General features: G+C 69.9%; 11 protein-coding genes. 5 read left to right on the top strand and 6 right to left on the bottom strand.

What is annotated here, in order from left to right:
• Window positions 1-17 precede the first annotated feature (17 nt).
• A complete protein-coding gene (locus tag ABT352_RS04330) occupies window positions 18-1,307 on the top strand; it encodes a GTP cyclohydrolase IIa (protein ID WP_350942411.1) in 1,290 nt (429 codons plus the stop codon).
• Between the two features lie 504 nt (window positions 1,308-1,811).
• The gene (locus tag ABT352_RS04325) at window positions 1,812-2,762 is read left to right on the top strand and encodes an EamA family transporter (RefSeq protein WP_350942410.1); all 951 of its coding nucleotides are present in this window, start codon (window positions 1,812-1,814) and stop codon (window positions 2,760-2,762) included.
• Between the two features lie 165 nt (window positions 2,763-2,927).
• Here the strand turns inward: ABT352_RS04325 and hisC are convergent, their stop codons facing one another.
• On the bottom strand, window positions 2,928-3,989 hold the full coding sequence (hisC, locus tag ABT352_RS04320) for a histidinol-phosphate transaminase (protein WP_350942408.1): 1,062 nt from the start codon (window positions 3,987-3,989) through the stop codon (window positions 2,928-2,930).
• Window positions 3,990-4,069: 80 nt separating this feature from the next.
• Here hisC and ABT352_RS04315 point away from each other — a divergent pair, with 80 nt between their 5' ends.
• Complete coding sequence (locus ABT352_RS04315) at window positions 4,070-4,675, top strand: Uma2 family endonuclease (RefSeq protein WP_502992835.1); 606 nt, start codon at window positions 4,070-4,072, stop codon at window positions 4,673-4,675.
• Between the two features lie 117 nt (window positions 4,676-4,792).
• Here the strand turns inward: ABT352_RS04315 and ABT352_RS04310 are convergent, their stop codons facing one another.
• The 5 genes from ABT352_RS04310 to ABT352_RS04290 all read right to left on the bottom strand — a co-directional run bounded on the left by ABT352_RS04310 (window position 4,793) and on the right by ABT352_RS04290 (window position 11,889).
• The gene (locus ABT352_RS04310) at window positions 4,793-5,461 is read right to left on the bottom strand and encodes an NUDIX hydrolase (protein ID WP_350942404.1); all 669 of its coding nucleotides are present in this window, start codon (window positions 5,459-5,461) and stop codon (window positions 4,793-4,795) included.
• Between the two features lie 19 nt (window positions 5,462-5,480).
• Window positions 5,481-7,316: a DUF4434 domain-containing protein gene (locus ABT352_RS04305; RefSeq protein WP_350942402.1), complete on the bottom strand. Its 1,836-nt coding sequence runs from the start codon at window positions 7,314-7,316 to the stop codon at window positions 5,481-5,483.
• A gap of 78 nt (window positions 7,317-7,394) precedes the next feature.
• Window positions 7,395-8,483 (bottom strand): glycosyltransferase, encoded by a 1,089-nt coding sequence (locus ABT352_RS04300; RefSeq protein ID WP_329088759.1) that lies wholly within the window; start codon window positions 8,481-8,483, stop codon window positions 7,395-7,397.
• 19 nt (window positions 8,484-8,502) lie between these two features.
• Window positions 8,503-9,768 (bottom strand): nucleotide sugar dehydrogenase, encoded by a 1,266-nt coding sequence (locus ABT352_RS04295; protein ID WP_350942400.1) that lies wholly within the window; start codon window positions 9,766-9,768, stop codon window positions 8,503-8,505.
• A gap of 129 nt (window positions 9,769-9,897) precedes the next feature.
• Complete coding sequence (locus tag ABT352_RS04290; protein ID WP_350942398.1) at window positions 9,898-11,889, bottom strand: glycosyltransferase; 1,992 nt, start codon at window positions 11,887-11,889, stop codon at window positions 9,898-9,900.
• Between the two features lie 206 nt (window positions 11,890-12,095).
• On the opposite strand from ABT352_RS04290, the gene wecB reads away from it, so the two are divergent.
• The gene (gene wecB, locus ABT352_RS04285) at window positions 12,096-13,265 is read left to right on the top strand and encodes a non-hydrolyzing UDP-N-acetylglucosamine 2-epimerase (protein ID WP_350942396.1); all 1,170 of its coding nucleotides are present in this window, start codon (window positions 12,096-12,098) and stop codon (window positions 13,263-13,265) included.
• Between the two features lie 63 nt (window positions 13,266-13,328).
• Window positions 13,329-15,386: a glycosyltransferase family protein gene (locus ABT352_RS04280; RefSeq protein WP_350942394.1), complete on the top strand. Its 2,058-nt coding sequence runs from the start codon at window positions 13,329-13,331 to the stop codon at window positions 15,384-15,386.
• The last annotated feature ends 372 nt before the right edge of the window (window positions 15,387-15,758 follow it).

The following is a 15,758-nucleotide window of genomic DNA, read 5'->3' as shown; positions in this document are numbered from 1 at the left end:
TGTCACGCCCGGGTGCCATGACACCAGACCTCACTATCGGTGTGGTGGGCCCCCATGACCTCGTTGAACGGGTTATGTTGATGGGACATGCGGCCGCCCCGTTACCCTGCCGCCTGGTGGCGGCGGCATACCGCGACGAGCAGGAGGCCGCCGACAAGGTCACCCGGCTGGGAGCAGGGGTGGACGCGTGCCTGTTCGCCAGCCCGGTCCCCTACGATCTGGCACGGCGATCGGGGGTGCTGACGATGCCCGCGACGTATGTCCAGCTCGGAGGCGCCGCGCTGATCGCCGCGCTGGCGAGGGCCGCGCTGGACGAGCGGATAGACCCGCGCAGGGTCAGCGTCGACGTGCTGAGCAGGGCGGAGGTCGAGGAGGCGTACCACGATTTGAGCCTTCCCGCAGGGGATGTGCACAGCCGCGACGAACCGGGCGCCACCGGTACGATCGCGGCCTTCCATGAACGCCTCGCCCGCCAGGGCAGCACGAGCGGGGCGCTCACCTGCCTGCCCGCGGTCGCCGACCGCCTTCAGACGGCCGGGGTGCCCGTGGTCAGGATCCGCCCCACCTCCGCCGCGGTGCGCACGGCGCTGCACACGGCGGCTCTGCTGGGCGCGCACCACAGGCTGGAGGAGTCGCAGCTCACCGTGGTCCTGGTGGAGGTGCCCACGCTGCGCGAGCCGGTTCGCCGTGCCGCGCCACGCTACTGGCGCGACGAGCTCCGGCTGTCCCTGCACCGGTTGCTGGTGCAGGAGGCCAACCGGATCAACGCGTCGGTCACCGCGGTCGACGACCACAGCTACATGGTCACCGCGACCCGCGGCTCGGTGGCCGCGGCCACCGAGGGCTTCCGGGTGCTGCCGTTCGCCGCGCGGGTCCGCGACGAGCTGGGCCTCGCGGTCGAGGTGGGCGTCGGCATGGGCCGCACCACCCACGACGCCGAGTCGCACGCCAGGGCCGCGCTCGCGCGCACACAGGCGGGCAAGCAGGCCCAGGGCTTCGCGGTGGACCGTGAGGGCAGGGCGCTCATCCCGGCCCCCAGGATGCCTCCTCAGGGCGCGGGAGCGCTGAAGCCGAAGGGCGTGGAGGTCCTGGCCCGGCTCGCGGCCAAACTGGAGGGCGGGGACACGGTGGTGGACGCGGAGGGCGCGGGCAAGATGCTCGGCGTCACCCCGCGTACGGCACGGCGGTTGTTGCGCACGCTGGTAGACGAGGGACTCGCGTGGCCGCTTCCGCCGAACCGGACACCCCAGCCGGGGCGTCCCCGTCAGCTGTACCGGCTGATCGTGGAGAAGCTCGGCGCCCGCTGAGCCCCGCGCCTCCATCGGCACGGAGGGTTTCCGCCGCGCCCGGGCGGCGGAACCTCCCAGGTCACGGCACGTCGATCCCGGCGTGGCGTGACCTGGCGGGCCCGGACCGTTCGACGTGACACGGCGTGACGCAGCGTCATCGACTCGTCGCCATGTGTTCACGAAACCTTGTTCACCGTGGCTCGTTCACCGGGACGTGTTCACTGCGGCTTGTTCATTCCGGCCTGTTTGTTTTGGCCTGTTCACAGCATCCTGTTCATTACGGCGTTCATTACGGCCCGGGAATTACGGTCCCCCCGGCACGCCGAGGACCGCCGAGGACCGCCGAGGACCGCCGAGGACCGCCGAGGACACAGTGAGGGCCCCGGTGCCGCGATCCCCCCGGCGCGGATCCGTCGGTGCGACGTCGGCGCGGCGTCAATGGATCACGGCCCCGCGGAAGCGCGTCTCAAGGTCCGAAACTCGCGAGCGGATTGTCGGTGTCAGCCACTATTGTCATGAGCTATGAGCAAAGACGGTGCTTACAGCCGTAAGACGCTCCTCGTCTGGGGAGCGCTGGCGATCGTGTACGTGGTGTGGGGTTCCACGTACCTGGCGATCATGATCACGATCGAGACGATCCCGCCGCTGCTCAGCGGAGCCGTCCGGTTCGTCACGGCCGCGCTCGTGCTGGGCCTCGTGGTGCTCCTGGTGAAGGGGCGCGATGCCTTCCGGATGACCTGGAGGGAGGCCGGCGGGGCGACGCTGGTCGGCCTGCTGCTGCTGAACGGCGGCAACGGCATGGTCGCCGTGGCCGAGCAGCACATCTCCAGCGGCCTGGCCGCGCTGCTGGTGGCCTCGACCCCGCTCTGGCTCGTCATCTTCAGGATCATGTTCAGGGACCGGCCGCGGGCGCTGACGCTCGTGGGGGTGCTCATCGGGTTCGGCGGCGTGGCGGTGCTGTCACTGAGCGGCGGGAGCAACGTGGCCGACGGCGTCGGAGTCGTGGTCATCCTGCTCGCGTCGCTGTCGTGGGCGGTCGGCTCGTTCCTCGCCTCCCGCATCCCGATGCCCGCGAACCCCTTCGCCGCGAGCGTCGTCGAGATGGCGGCGGGCAGTGTCGGGCTCGCCCTCACCGCCGCCACGATGGGCGAGCGCCTCGACGTCGCCGCCGTCTCCACACGGTCGTGGGCCGCGCTGATCTATCTGATCATGGTCGGGTCGCTGGTCGGCTTCACGGCGTACGTGTGGCTGCTGGGCAACGCCCCGATCTCGCTGGTCTCCACCTACGCCTACGTCAACCCGGTCGTGGCGGTCGTGCTGGGCGCACTCGTGCTGAGCGAGCCGGTCACCGGCTCGATGGTCGCGGCCGGCGTGGTGATCGTCGTCGGCGTGGCCCTGGTGGTCTCCACGGAACGGCGGAAGAAGCCGGAGCCCGCGGAGCCGAGGCCCGAGCCGGAGCCCGCGGCCGTGTAGACCGCGGGCGCCCGGCGCGGGATCGGCCGGAATCGGTACGTCGAGCCGGTCACGCGGGCCACGTGGATCCGACAGGTCAGGGTGGTCACGCGGACCCACAGGTCATGGGGCACGCGGAGCATGACGAAGCGGGTCGGGCCGAGTGGACCGGGGAAGTCGGGCGGGTCAGGCGCCTCTGAAGGCGGCCGCGGCGGCGAGGAAGGTGTCGTTGGCCTCGGAATCGCCGATGGAGACGCGGGCACCCTCCCCGGCGAAGGGCCGTACCGCGACACCCTCGGTCGCGCACGCCCCGGCGAATTCGAGCGTGCGCTCCCCCAGCCGCAGCCAGACGAAGTTGGCCTCGCTCACCGGCACCTCCCAGCCCTGGCCGATCAGCGCCTCACGGACCCGGTCGCGCTCCTTGACCACGACGTCGACCCGCTCCATCAGCTCGTCCTCGGCGGCGAGCGAGGCGATCGCCGCCGCCTGGGCGAGGTGGTTCACCGCGAACGGCACGATCGTCTTGCGGACGGTGGACGCCACCGGCTCGTTCGCGATCAGGTAGCCCACCCGGAGTCCGGCCAGGCCGTACGCCTTGGAGAAGGTGCGCAGGACGGCGACGTTCGGCCGGTCACCGTAGACGGTGAGCCCGTCGGTGACCCCGGTGTCCCTGACGTACTCGCGGTAGGCCTCGTCGAGCACGACGAGCACGTTCTCCGGAACCCGGTCGAGGAACGCCGCGAGCTCGGCCGCGTGGACGACCGTGCCCGTGGGGTTGTTCGGGTTGCAGACGAAGATCATGCGGGTGTGCGGGGTGATCGCGTCGGCCATCGCCTCCAGATGGTGCGTCTCGCCCAGCAGCGGGACCCGCACCGAGGTCGCCCCCGCCAGGTCGGCCAGCAGCGGGTACGCCTCGAAGGACCGCCACGCGTAGATCACTTCGGCGCCCGGCTCGCTCACCGTCTCGAAGAGCTGCTGGGCCACCGTCACCGAGCCGGCGCCGAGCGCGATGTGCTCGGCCGGGACGCCGTACTTCTCGGCGATCGCCGCGGTCAGCTCGGTGGCCGCCGGATCGGGATAGCGGTGCATCTGGGTCGCCGCCCTGGCGACCGCCTCGACGACCGAGGGCAGCGGCTCGTAGGGGGATTCGTTCGAGGAGAGCTTGTAGGACCGGCCGTCGGCGGACACCACGGCCTTGCCCGCCCGGTAGGCGGGCATCGTGTCCAGGATCGCGCGGAAACGAGGCATGGCCTTACCTTATGAGCAGCGGGCGGATGGGGCATCCTGTAACACTGGAGGTGAGAGGCGTGCCCGACCGGGAGGACGACATGAGCATCGCACCGCCAGCCGACGTTGAGCCCATTCCCGACTGGGCAATTCCCCCTATAGAGGGCTTCACCGCCGATGACCTCGATCGGCTTCCGGGGATCCCTCCTCACACGGAACTCATCGATGGCACTCTCGTCTTCGTGAGCCCCCAGACCCGTTTTCATGCTCTTGTGCTGTTCCTGCTGCACAAAGAGCTTGATCGGACGGCACCCGCCCATCTCCGGGTGGAGCAGGAGATGACGGTGAAGCTGGGGCGACGTCAACGACCGGAGCCCGACCTGGTCCTCCTCCACGCACACGCGCCCTCCGAGCTGACGCGGACCTTCTACGAGGCGGCGGACGTGCTGCTCGCCGTCGAAGTCGTCTCCGAGGAGTCCGAGGAGCGCGATCGCAACCGCAAGCCCCAGATGTACGCCGAGGCCGGCATCCCTCACTTCTGGCGTGTCGAGAACATCGAGGGCCGCCCCAGCGTCTACGTCTACGAACTGAACCCGGTGACAAGGGCATACGCGCTCACCGGTGTCCATCAGAATCGGCTGAAGCTCAGCCTCCCCTATGACATCGACATCGATCTGACGGATATCAGCAACCCTCGCGGTCGATAGCCGACGCGGTTGACCGCGTTGGCCATGTGCCGGCGAAGACCCTCATCGATGACAGAGCCGGTGTTCCTGAACACGATGCGAGCACGGCGCGACCGCCCCCGCCATCGGGTGCCCCGGCTACTCCTTGAGGGAGCGGAGCATCGGGGGATGCAGCGCCACGGCGGGGCCGCGGCGATACAGCTTGGCGGGGCGTCCGCCGTCGCGGGTGGTGGTGCCGCCGGTGGGCACCAGGAAGCCCTCGGCCTTGGTGACCTTACGGTGGAAGTTGCGCGGGTCGAGGCTCCGGCCCCAGACGATCTCGTAGACCCGGCGCAGCTCGGCGACGGTGAACTCCGGCGGGCAGAAGGCCGCGCCCAGCGGGGTGTATTCGAGCTTGGCGCGGGCCCGCTCGATGCCGTCGATCATGATGCGCCGGTGGTCGAAGGCCATCTCGCGCAGCAGCGAGGAGACCGGCTGCCAGCTCATGTGCGCCTCGGTGGAGGTGGGCAGGTGCGGGGCGAGGCCGAGATAGGCCACGCTCAGCACGCGCTGGCGCGGGTCGCGGTCTGGGTAGCCGTAGGTCTGCAGCTGTTCCAGGTGCACGGGGGCGCCCGGCAGGCCCGCCCGTTCCGCGAGGACGCGGGCGGCGGCCGCGGGCAGGTCCTCGTCGAGCTGGATGAAACCGCCTGACAGGGCCCAGCGTCCCTCGTACGGCGGCTTGTCGCGCCGCCAGACGAGCGCGCTCAGCACCTGGCGGCGCACCGTGAGGACGACAAGGTCCACGCTGACGGGAATGCGCGGCACCATGGCAGGCACGTTACACCGGTCAGACCCGTACGCGGACGTGCAACGTCTCGGTGGCGGCGCGTCCGTCGGCCGCCGCGACCGAGACCCTGACCCAGGTGTCCTCGGGCACCCGGGTCCAGTCGAACGGGATCCACGCCGTTTCCATCCGTACCGGCAGGTCCGGCGGCGGCTCGGTCAGGTTCACCCCGGCCACGTCGACGACGCGGGGCTCCTCCTGGCCCTCCCAGGTGATCGTCACCTTGGAGCCCATCGGGATGTTGTAGCCGCGGATCTCCATTCCGTCCTGGATGTCGCGCTGCATGCGGACCGCGTCGGCGGCGATGGGCCGGTTGTAGTCGCGGGCGATCTCCTCGGCGAGGGACGGGGAGCCGCAGGTGTAGAAGTCGCTCCACATGTAGGAGACGACCTTGGAGACATAGCGTCCGACCTGCGCCACGGCCGTGTCGAGCCGCTCCTTGTCGGTGCGTCCCCGGTCGGACCCCGCGGCGCACGGCTCCTCGCCCGAGGGCTCGAAGGCCTCGACGTTGGCCCAGAGCTGCACGTTGAAGCCCTGCTCGATCATCCTGGTCCTGGCGAGGGACATCTCGCGGTAGTAGTCGCGGGTCGAGCCGTGGTACGCCTCGCCGTTGGTCTTCTTCTTGACGACCGGGCTCAGCCGCTCGTCGATCTTCTCCTCGCGCTGGTCGGCCCAGAACAGTCCGACCTTGCCGGTACCCCGGCTGTCCTGCGGGGCGATGATCCCGACACCGGTCCTGACGAGGGCCTCGAAGCCCTTGGCGACCTGCTTGGGAGTGGCGCTGAACGGCCGCTCCTTGCGGGCGTCGAGGTAGGGGCTGACGAGCACGGGCCTGCCGGGCATCTCCTGCTCGACGATCTCGTGCTGCGAGGCGTAGACCCTGAGCGTCGGGTGGTCGGAGTCGGAGTCGCCGACGTACTTCATCTCGCGCATCTGCAGCTCGAACGGCTGGTAGAAACCGCCCAGCGAGGCCCGGTCCTGGAAGCGCGCCCCGTAGTCCTGCATGATCCGGCGGGTGAGGGTGGTGAGCGTGTCCGTGCCCTGCTTGGCGGCCTGGGTCTTCTGCGCCGGGTCTCGGGGGGCGAGCGGCAGCGCCGGGTAGACCTTCACGCCGAACCGGTCACCGAGGTCGAGCAGCTCGGCGAGGCTGTCCTCGTGCGCGGCCGCGACCAGGATCACGTGATAGCCGCGTCCCTTGGACCGGATGTTCTCGCAGCTCGGGTCGTCGGTGCCGTCGTCGGGGGCGACGATCCGGTAGAAGACGGTCTTGTCGGTGACGATCTTCCGCTCGAACTCGGGGCAGCGGAACAGGTCGGGGCCGAACGCCTCGTCGGTGCGGTAGACGAACGTCCAGCTCACCCGGTTGCCGGGGTTGGCGGCCTTGAGGTCGTTCTCCGCCGCCAACGCGCACGGGACCCCGTTCTCCTCGCACGGCTCGTAGCGGGCGTCGACGTCCCCCTGGCCGTCGAGGATCCGGCCGTCGTTGTCGAGGCGGCGCGCCTGCAGGCCCCAGCCGATCCGGATCACCGTGTCGCCGCCCACCTCGTGGATGGCGCCGAACTGCCGGCGCCAGGTGCAGTGGTCGCTGGTCGGCACGAGCCAGTAGCCGGTGACCGCGTACGGCCAGCGCATCGTCGTGTCGAACGTCCCGCACGGGTCGGTGAACTCGGTCACCTCCGGCACCGGCACCGAGGGGGTGGCGGAGGTGGAGGGCGAGGGCGAGGCCGTGAGCGACGAGCCGCCCGCCGTCGGGGAGCCGTTCCCGGTGGGCGTGGTCACCACGAACGCCGCCACACCCGCGAGGATCGCCACGCCCAGGAAAGCGATGAGCCAGCGCACGTTCAGGACACTACCGTTCTCGTGATCAGGCAGACATAAGGAGCCGGACGGACACCGCGGGCCTCGCCGTATCGACGATCAGCTCTTGACGCCCGCCCACGCCTCCAGCTGAGCGACGAAACGGCGGGCCGAGTTGGGCCAGTGGTGGTTCGCACGAGCCGCCGCATACCCTCGGGCACCCCTGGCATACCGCTCCCTGGCGTCGTCTCGCAGGAAGAGCACCGCCTGGGCCACCGCCTTGGGATCCTGCCAGGGCACGACCATGCCGCTGTCGTAGCGCTCGACCAGCTCCACCGCGCGGGGCGAGGGAGTGGTGATCACCGGGATGCCGTGCGCCATGTACTCCACGATCTTCGTGGGCATGGAGTGCCGGTAGTTGGGCTCGTCGTGCAGCAGGGAGAGCCCGGCCAGCGCGCCGTCGAGCCGCTTGAGCGCCTCGTCGTTCGGCATGAAGTCGCGCCACTCCAGCACGCCCTCGGCCACCGCCTCGTTCAGCGTCGGCCGCGACTGCGGGTCGGCGTAGCCGATCAGCTCGACCGCCACCCGGTACGGCTGCAGCAGCCTGGCCACCTCGATCGCCTCGCGCACTCCGCGCGCCCCCGACAGCCAGCCGAGGTAGACGACGCGGTCGTCGCCCGGCGGCGTCACCTCGTCGGGCACCCACGTCTCGTTGGGCACCACCAGGTGCGCCTGGCGGAACCTTCCCGCGTACGCGGTCTCGGCCAGCAGCAGGTGCAGGTGCCGCTCGGCCGTCCCTTCGAGCAGGCGGGCCAGGAACCGCACCGGCGGGCGCAGGAACGCGGGCAGCCAGGGCTTCAGCGACAGCGTCGCCGGGGTGTCCTCGTGGACGTCCCAGACCACCGGCGGCCGCTTGCGCACCCCCACCACCGCGAGCAGCAGCTCGGGGTCGTGGATGACCACGAGGTCGACCTGGCCGCGCATCCGCTTGAACACCTTGCGTGCGGCGCGCACCGCGGCGAACCGCTTGCGCTCGGCCGCTCGGGGGAGGTCGACGCCGTTCACCCAGGAGCGGGCCATCACGCCCCGCGCCGTGTACGGGGCCGCGTACGTGACCTCATGACCGGCGTCCACGAGCGCGCGGATCTGCCGGTGCAGGATCCGGGCGTCCTCGGGGTGATGCACCACCGTCATGACGAGCACGTGCACTTCGCGCAGCCCTCCGTCGCTAGAGCCGCTCGACGCGTTCACCCTCGGCGAGCACGCCTCGGGTGTCGAGCACGAGCTTGCCATGGTCCTCGACCGTCGACAGGTCGAAGGCGGCGTGCTGCTGGAGCAACAGCGTCACGTCGGCTTCGGCCACCGCCTTGGCGAGGTCTTCCTCACGTGGCACGTCGACGTCGTCGACCCGCCACTCCTTGACGTACGGATCGGCGAAGACGAGCTCCGCCCCCAGCTCGAGCAGCGCCCGCGCGACCGGCAGGGCCGGGGTCTCGCGCTCGTCGGCGATGTCGGGCTTGTACGTGACACCGAGCAGCAGCACCCTGGAGCCGTTGACGGGCTTCCGCTGCCGGTTGAGCAGTCGTTGCACGCGGGCCACCACGTAGGACGGCATCCGCTCGTTGATCTCCTGCGCCAGCTCGACGAAGCGGAACGGGTAGCCCAGCTTGCGCACCGTGTAGGAGAGGTAGGACGGGTCGACCGGGATGCAGTGCCCGCCGACGCCGGGTCCTGGAAGGAACTTCTGGAACCCGAACGGCTTGGTCGCCGCGGCCTCGATCGACTCCCACAGGTCGACACCGAGCTCGTCGCAGAAGATCGCCATCTCGTTGACGAGGGCGATGTTGACGTGGCGGTAGGTGTTCTCCAGGAGCTTGGCCATCTCGGCCTCGCGGGTGCCGCTCACCGGCACGACCTGCTCGATGAACTGGGCGTAGAACCCGACCGCGCGGTCCTTGCAGGCCGGGGTGTAACCGCCGACGACCTTCGGGGTGTTGCGCAGGCCGTACTTGGGGTTGCCCGGGTCGATGCGCTCGGGCGAGAAGGCGAGGTGGAAGTCGGTGCCCGCGGCGAGGCCCGAGCCCTTCTCCAGGATGGGGCGGGCGACCTCGTCGGTGGTGCCGGGCCAGGTGGTGGACTCCAGGACCACCAGCGTGCCGGCGCGCAGGTTGCGTGCGACGGTGGCGGTGGCGCCCTCGACCGACGACAGGTCGGGGCGGTGGTCCTCGTCCAGCGGGGTCGGCACGCAGATGACGACGGTCCGGCTGTCCGCCAGGACGGATTCGTCCAGCGTGGCGGTGAAGCCTCCCGCCAGCATGTGCTCGAGGTCGGCGTCGGTCAGGTCGTCGATGTAGGACGTGCCCGCGTTGAGGGACTCGACCTTCGCCGCGTCGACCTCGAAGCCGACGACCCGCAGACCGGCCGCGGTGGCCTCCTTGGCCAGGGGCATGCCGACGTAGCCCAGACCGATGATGGCCAGGTCGTAGGCAGTCACTGGATGACCTTGGAACGCCGGAAACAACACTTCATGGTCGCAAAGGCTATCTCAAGTCCGAACGAGCTACGCCTAATGCGATTGAACGCATCGCAAACGGCTGGTCTCCCTGTTACCAACACGAGACCATCATCCAGCAATCGATCGGTAAATATCACGGTAAGTCTCCGCGATACGGCTCCACGTACGCTTCGCCGCCACCTCGGCCCGTCCCGCCTCACCCATCCCGGCCCTTCGCTCGGGGTCGTCACGCAGCCCGGCGATCGCCTTGGCCAGCGCCTCGGGGTCTCCCGGGGGCACCAGAAGCCCCGCCCCCTCCGAACCCACGAGCTCGGAGAGCGCCGGCAGGTCGCTCAGCACGACCGGCTTGCCGAGAGCCATCGCCTCGACGGGCTTCAACGGCGTGACGAGCCGGCAGACGCGCAGGTCCTCGCGAGGGCAGACGAAGATGTCGATCGCCGCCTGCGCCTGCAGGGCCTCGTCGGGACCGACACGTCCCGGCAGGATCGCGATGTCGCCCAGGCCCAGCTCCTCGACCTGTTCGAGCAGCGCCGCCCGCTCCACGCCGTCGCCGACGAGCAGCACCTTCACCGGCGCGCCCTCGTCCCGCAGCAGCGCGGCCGCGTTGATCATGGTGGCGAAACCCTCGTAGGCCACGATGCTCGACACCGAGCCCATCACGATCTCGCCGGGCTCGATGCCGTACGCGGCGCGGAAGGCCGCACCGTCGTACTCGGCGCTGAGCAGCGAGTCGTCCACCGCGTTCGGCGCGAGATAGATCTTCTCCCTCGGCACCCCGCGTTCGACGATCTCGGTCGCCATCGTCTCCGCGAGGGTGACCACGGCGTCGGCGGAACGCATGATGAACGCCTCGCGGTCGCGCTGGAGCACGTGTCGCTGGCTGCCGATGCGCTTGGGGTCGCGGGAGGCCCAGGTCTCCTCGAGGAAGCCCCGCACCTCGTAGACCATCGGCGTGCCGGTACGCTCGCGCACCGCGAGCGCCACCGATCCGTTGCGATGGTCGGTCGCGGCGTGCAGCACCTGCGGTCGCAGGGTCCTGACCAGCTCGGTCACCTCTCCGGCGCCGCGGATCATCCGCCCCTGGCTCTCGAACGGCACCTCGCCGCTCGGGATCAGCCGGTGGTAGGGGATGCCGTCGATCTCCTCGTACGGCGTCGCGTCGGCGTGCCCCTGCATCATCGGCCAGCCCCAGCTGGTCACGACGTGCGGGTCGAGCCCCGCGGCCTTCTGCGAGGTGACGATGCGGTGCGTGCGGACGGTGTATCCGGCCTGCGTGTACGGCAGCGCGTTCGTCACGCAGTGCAGCACTCTGCCGGGGAACCGCTCGCCCACGATCACCTTCGCCTTGGGCGGGATCGGGTTCGGCTGGATCGCGGCCAGTTCTCCCGCGTAGTAGGCGTGCCGGCGCTTGATGAAGGGATAGCGCGTGTGACCCTGCAGCACCGCGGCGGCCTCGCTCATCCGGCCGGAGTCGAAGTGCTCCTTCGCCTCGCTCCACGGGCCCTTCACCAGGCGCATGCCGAGCTTGCGTACGACGATCTTGGCGCGGCGCGCGACGGGCCAGGCGAACCGGCCGACCACGGGACGGACACTCGGCGGGAGCGTCTCGGCCGCCGCCTGCGCCACGCGTACCGGGTCGGACTTCACCTTGGTCGCGACGACGCGGGAGACGATGACCGGGTGCTGGACGAAGCCCTTGATGAGGCCGCGCAGCCCGGCCCTGGCCGACTTCGCCGAGACCGGGGAGACGGGAGAGTCCGGGGAGGCAGGGGAACCGGTGGGCGTCGGGGAGTCCGGGGAGGCGGGGAGCGACGCGGGGACCTTCTCCTCGTCCTCGTCCGAGGGCCTCGCCGTGACGGTGGGCATGTCGGAGACGGGGGGCGTGTCCGGGGCGGAAGGCTTGTCCGGGGCGGAAAGCTTGTCCGGGGCGGAGGGGGTGTCCGGGGGTGTGTCCGCTGTCTCCGTCGGCTTGTTGTCCGGTTCCGTGGTGCCGTCCGCGTCGGGTTTCCGCGTCGCGTCCACGTCGGAGACCGGGGCCGCGTCCACGGGCGAGGGCGTCTCCGCGCTCGGCGGGGGCGGCGGCTCCGTGGGCGTGTCCACTGCGGGGGTCTCAACGGCCGGGGGCGTCACCGAGGGAGAGGGTGTCGCCGGAACCGAGGGCGTCACCGGATCCGGGGACTTCACCGGATCCTTCGCCGAAACCTTCGCTGGAACCGAGGGGGAGTCTGGCCTGTTGGCATCGGATACCACGCCGTGACCGTACCATAGGCAACGTTTGCCCCACTGCCGCATGAAAGGCGAGGTCAATGAGGGACTTTGCCCGTCCGGGCGCTGCTCAGAGCCCCGATGATCCCCTCGTCCTGCACGTGCTCGGCGCGCGTCCGAACTTCGTGAAGGCCGCTCCCGTGGTGCGCGCCCTCACCGAGCTCGGGGTGCGACAGGGCATCGTTCACACCGGTCAGCACTATGACGCGCTCATGTCGGACGTCTTCTTCGCCGACCTCGGTCTTCCCGAGCCGATCGCCAACCTCGGCGTCGGTTCCGGCTCGCACGCCCGTCAGACGGCGGCCCTGCTCGTCGGCCTGGAGGACGTGGTGCTCGAACACCGTCCCACCCTGGTCGTCGTCTACGGCGACGTGAACTCGACGCTCGCCGCGATCCTCGTCTGCGCCAAGCTCCACGTGCCGACCGCGCACGTGGAGGCGGGCCTGCGTTCCTTCGACCGGGAGATGCCCGAGGAGGTGAACCGGGTCGTCACCGACGGCCTGTCCGACATCCTCTTCGCCACCTCGCCGGACGCGCTCTCCCACCTCGCCGCCGAGGGCGTCGATCCGGCCAGGGTGCACCTCGTCGGCAACCCGATGATCGACAGCCTGTTCTCCGCGCTGGACCACCTCGACCCCGCCCCGGTCCGCTCCCGGCTCGGCCTTCCCGAGCGGTACGCGGTCGCCACCCTGCACCGTCCCGGCAACGTCGACGACCCGGCCTCGGCCAAGGAGCTCGTCGACGCCGTGCTCTCGGTGAGCGAGCGCCTGCCGGTCGTGGTGCCGTTGCACCCGCGCGGCCGGACCCGTCTGGCGGAGGCCGGACTGGTGAACGGCGACAACCTCCTCATCGTCGACCCGCTGGGCTACGTGGACTTCCTGTCGCTGGTGCGAGGCGCGACGCTGGTCGTCACCGACTCCGGCGGCGTGCAGGAGGAGACGACCATGCTGGGTGTGCCCTGCCTCACGGTGCGGCCCAACACCGAACGGCCGATCACCATCACGCACGGCACCAACCGGCTCGTCACCCCCGCGCAGCTGCCCGCCGCCGCCGACCGGGCGCTGGCCGAGGGCTCGGGAACGCCGTCGGGCGAGCTGCCCCCGCTCTGGGACGGCAAGGCCGGTCCCCGGATCGCCCGGGTGATCGAGAGCTGGCTGCGCGGCGGCAACCTCTCACCGGCCGGTCAATCCGTATCGCCCAAATCCCTTTAAAACGGCCATTTGGCTACGACTTTGGTCGTACGCTGGCACGACCTCTGACAAAGGCGATTCCCCATGAGCGATGAGACCCCAGAAGAGCCGAAGTTCCAGCGTCTCGGACCGATCAACTGGTTGCCCGAGGAACGCAAGGTCGTCGAACGCCTTGAGGAGCGCGTCCACGACCTGGAGCGGCGGCTCGCCATCGCCGAGGCACGGGCCGACTACGCGCAGTGGAAGCTGGAGTCCACCAAGGTGCAGCGCCCCTACCGGGTGGCCGAGGCACTGACGTCCGCCAAGGGGCCGGGGGTCACCGCGCTGCCGGGCAAACTGCGCTCGGCGATGCAGGCCCGCAAGGGCCCCAAGCCGCCCCGTCCGGTGGCCGAGGTGGTCGAGGAACTCGACCGGCAGGGGCCCGTGGTCGACGTACCGCAGGTCAAGTGGCCCGCCGGTCCGATCGTCCGCCCTGACATGAAGGTCGCGGTCATCCTGGACGACTTCTCCCGGATGGCGTTCAAGTACGAGTGGGACCAGATCGAGTTCGGGCTCCGCGACTGGCCGGAGATCTTCGCCGAGCGTCGTCCCGAGCTGTTGTTCGTGGAGTCGGCCTGGCACGGCAACCAGGGCCGCTGGCGCTACCAGATGACCGGGACGAAGGCTCCCAAGGCAGAGCTGATCGCCCTGATCGACTGGTGCCGCGCCGAGGGCATCCCCACGGTCTTCTGGAACAAGGAGGACCCGCCGAACTTCGACTTCTTCATCGACACGGCCAAGCTGTTCGACTACGTCTTCACCTGCGACGGCGACATGGTCCCCCGCTACCGCGAGGTGCTGGGTCACGACCGGGTCGACGTCCTGCAGTTCGCCGCGCAGCCCCGGGTGCACAATCCCATCCAGGAGAAGCAGGGGCGCGTCAACGACGTCGTCTTCGCGGGCATGTACTTCAGGGACAAGCACCCCGAGCGCCGCGAACAGATGGAAACCGTCCTCGCCCCGATCCGCGAGCTCGGGCTGCACATCTTCGCCCGCAACGGCACCGTCGACGAGAAGTACGCCTGGCCGAAGGAGTACGTCCCGCACATCGTGGGCGAGCTGCCGTACGACCGGATGCTGGCCGCGTACAAGATGTACAAGGTCTTCCTCAACGTGAACTCGGTGCTCGACTCACCGACCATGTGCGCCCGCCGCGTCTTCGAGCTCTCGGCCTGCTCGACGTCGGTGGTCTCCGGCTGGTCCCGGGCCATCGAGGAGACCTTCGGGTCGCTGATCCCGATCGCCCGCGACGAGCTGGAGTCGTACAACCAGGTCCTGCACCTGATCAACAGCCCCGAGCTGCGCGCCCGTCAGGGGCACCTCGCCATGCGCGAGGTCTTCGACAAGCACCTCTTCTCGCATCGCGTGGACCAGATCCTGGGGATCCTCGGCCGGCCGGTGCAGCCGCGGACCCGCTCGATCTCGGTGGTCCTGCCCACCAACCGCGCCTCCCAGATCGAGCACGCGATCTCCTCGGTGGCCAAGCAGATCCATCGTCCGGTTCAGCTCGTCATGGTCCTGCACGGGCTCGCCATCGACCCCGTGGTGGTGGCGGACAAGGCGCGGATGGCCGGGATCACCGATGTCGTGGTGCTGCCCGCCGACTCGTCACTGTCGCTGGGCGCCTGCCTCAACATGGGCATCGCCGCCGCCGAGGGCGAGCTGATCGCCAAAATGGACGACGACAACCTCTACGGCGAGCACTACCTGTCGGACCTGGCCCGCGCCTTCGACTACTCCGACGCCGAACTGGTCGGCAAGGGCGCGCACTACGCGTACTTCGAGGGCGGCAACACCACGATGCTCCGGCTGCCTGGGCTGGAGCACCGGTACGCCTTCCTGGTGCAGGGCGGGACGTTCCTCGGCAAGGCCGACATGTTCCGGCACTACGGGTTCGAGGACGTGACCCGGGGTGAGGACACCCGCCTGGTCCGCCGGCTCAAGGAGGACCGCGTCAAGATCTACTCCGCCGACCGGTTCAACTTCGTCTACTGGCGCAGTGGCGACAAGTCCCTGCACACCTGGCAGGCCGACGACATCAAGCTGACCCGCAACGCACAGTTCTCCTTCGCCGGGCATCCGGAAGCGCACGTCATGATCTGACGTCGGTTTCGGCGTTGGTGGGGTGGTTCCCGAAGGTTTTCCTGCGGCATGGGCACGATGGCCGGGGGTCGGCGTGTCGGGTGGGTGCGCGCTCCGGTGGGCGGCCGTCGTTGGTGATGGGGCTGGGTGTCCGGCCGGTGTGGACCGGTGTTCAAGGTGGGTGCGCGCTCCGGTGGGCGGGTGTTCCGGGCGGCCGTCGTTGGTGGTCGTCTGGTGGGTCAGGCCTCCGGCCTGGCGGGCGCGCTGGTTACGGATTTTTATAAGCCGCCCGGAACACCCGCCCACCTCCGCACACGGCCCGTCTCGCCGTAGGTGGTGCGGGCCGTAGTCGCTTTCTTACGGGCCGCCCACGGGGCTCTGGGGATGCTGAAG

It is taken from the genome of Streptosporangium sp. NPDC000563 (assembly GCF_040299985.1).
Lineage (GTDB): Bacteria > Actinomycetota > Actinomycetes > Streptosporangiales > Streptosporangiaceae > Streptosporangium.
The sequence above is the reverse complement of the archived record's forward strand: the minus strand, read 5'-3'. Positions and strand labels throughout refer to the sequence as shown.

Excerpts from the sequence above, each read along its gene's own strand:
- ABT352_RS04330 (WP_350942411.1), top strand. The coding sequence starts at position 18 with ATGACACCAGACCTCACTATCGGTGTGGTGGGCCCCCATGACCTCGTT.
- ABT352_RS04325 (WP_350942410.1), top strand. The coding sequence starts at position 1,812 with ATGAGCAAAGACGGTGCTTACAGCCGTAAGACGCTCCTCGTCTGGGGA.
- hisC (WP_350942408.1), bottom strand. The coding sequence starts at position 3,989 with ATGCCTCGTTTCCGCGCGATCCTGGACACGATGCCCGCCTACCGGGCG.
- ABT352_RS04315 (WP_502992835.1), top strand. The coding sequence starts at position 4,070 with ATGAGCATCGCACCGCCAGCCGACGTTGAGCCCATTCCCGACTGGGCA.
- ABT352_RS04310 (WP_350942404.1), bottom strand. The coding sequence starts at position 5,461 with ATGGTGCCGCGCATTCCCGTCAGCGTGGACCTTGTCGTCCTCACGGTG.
- wecB (WP_350942396.1), top strand. The coding sequence starts at position 12,096 with ATGAGGGACTTTGCCCGTCCGGGCGCTGCTCAGAGCCCCGATGATCCC.
- ABT352_RS04280 (WP_350942394.1), top strand. The coding sequence starts at position 13,329 with ATGAGCGATGAGACCCCAGAAGAGCCGAAGTTCCAGCGTCTCGGACCG.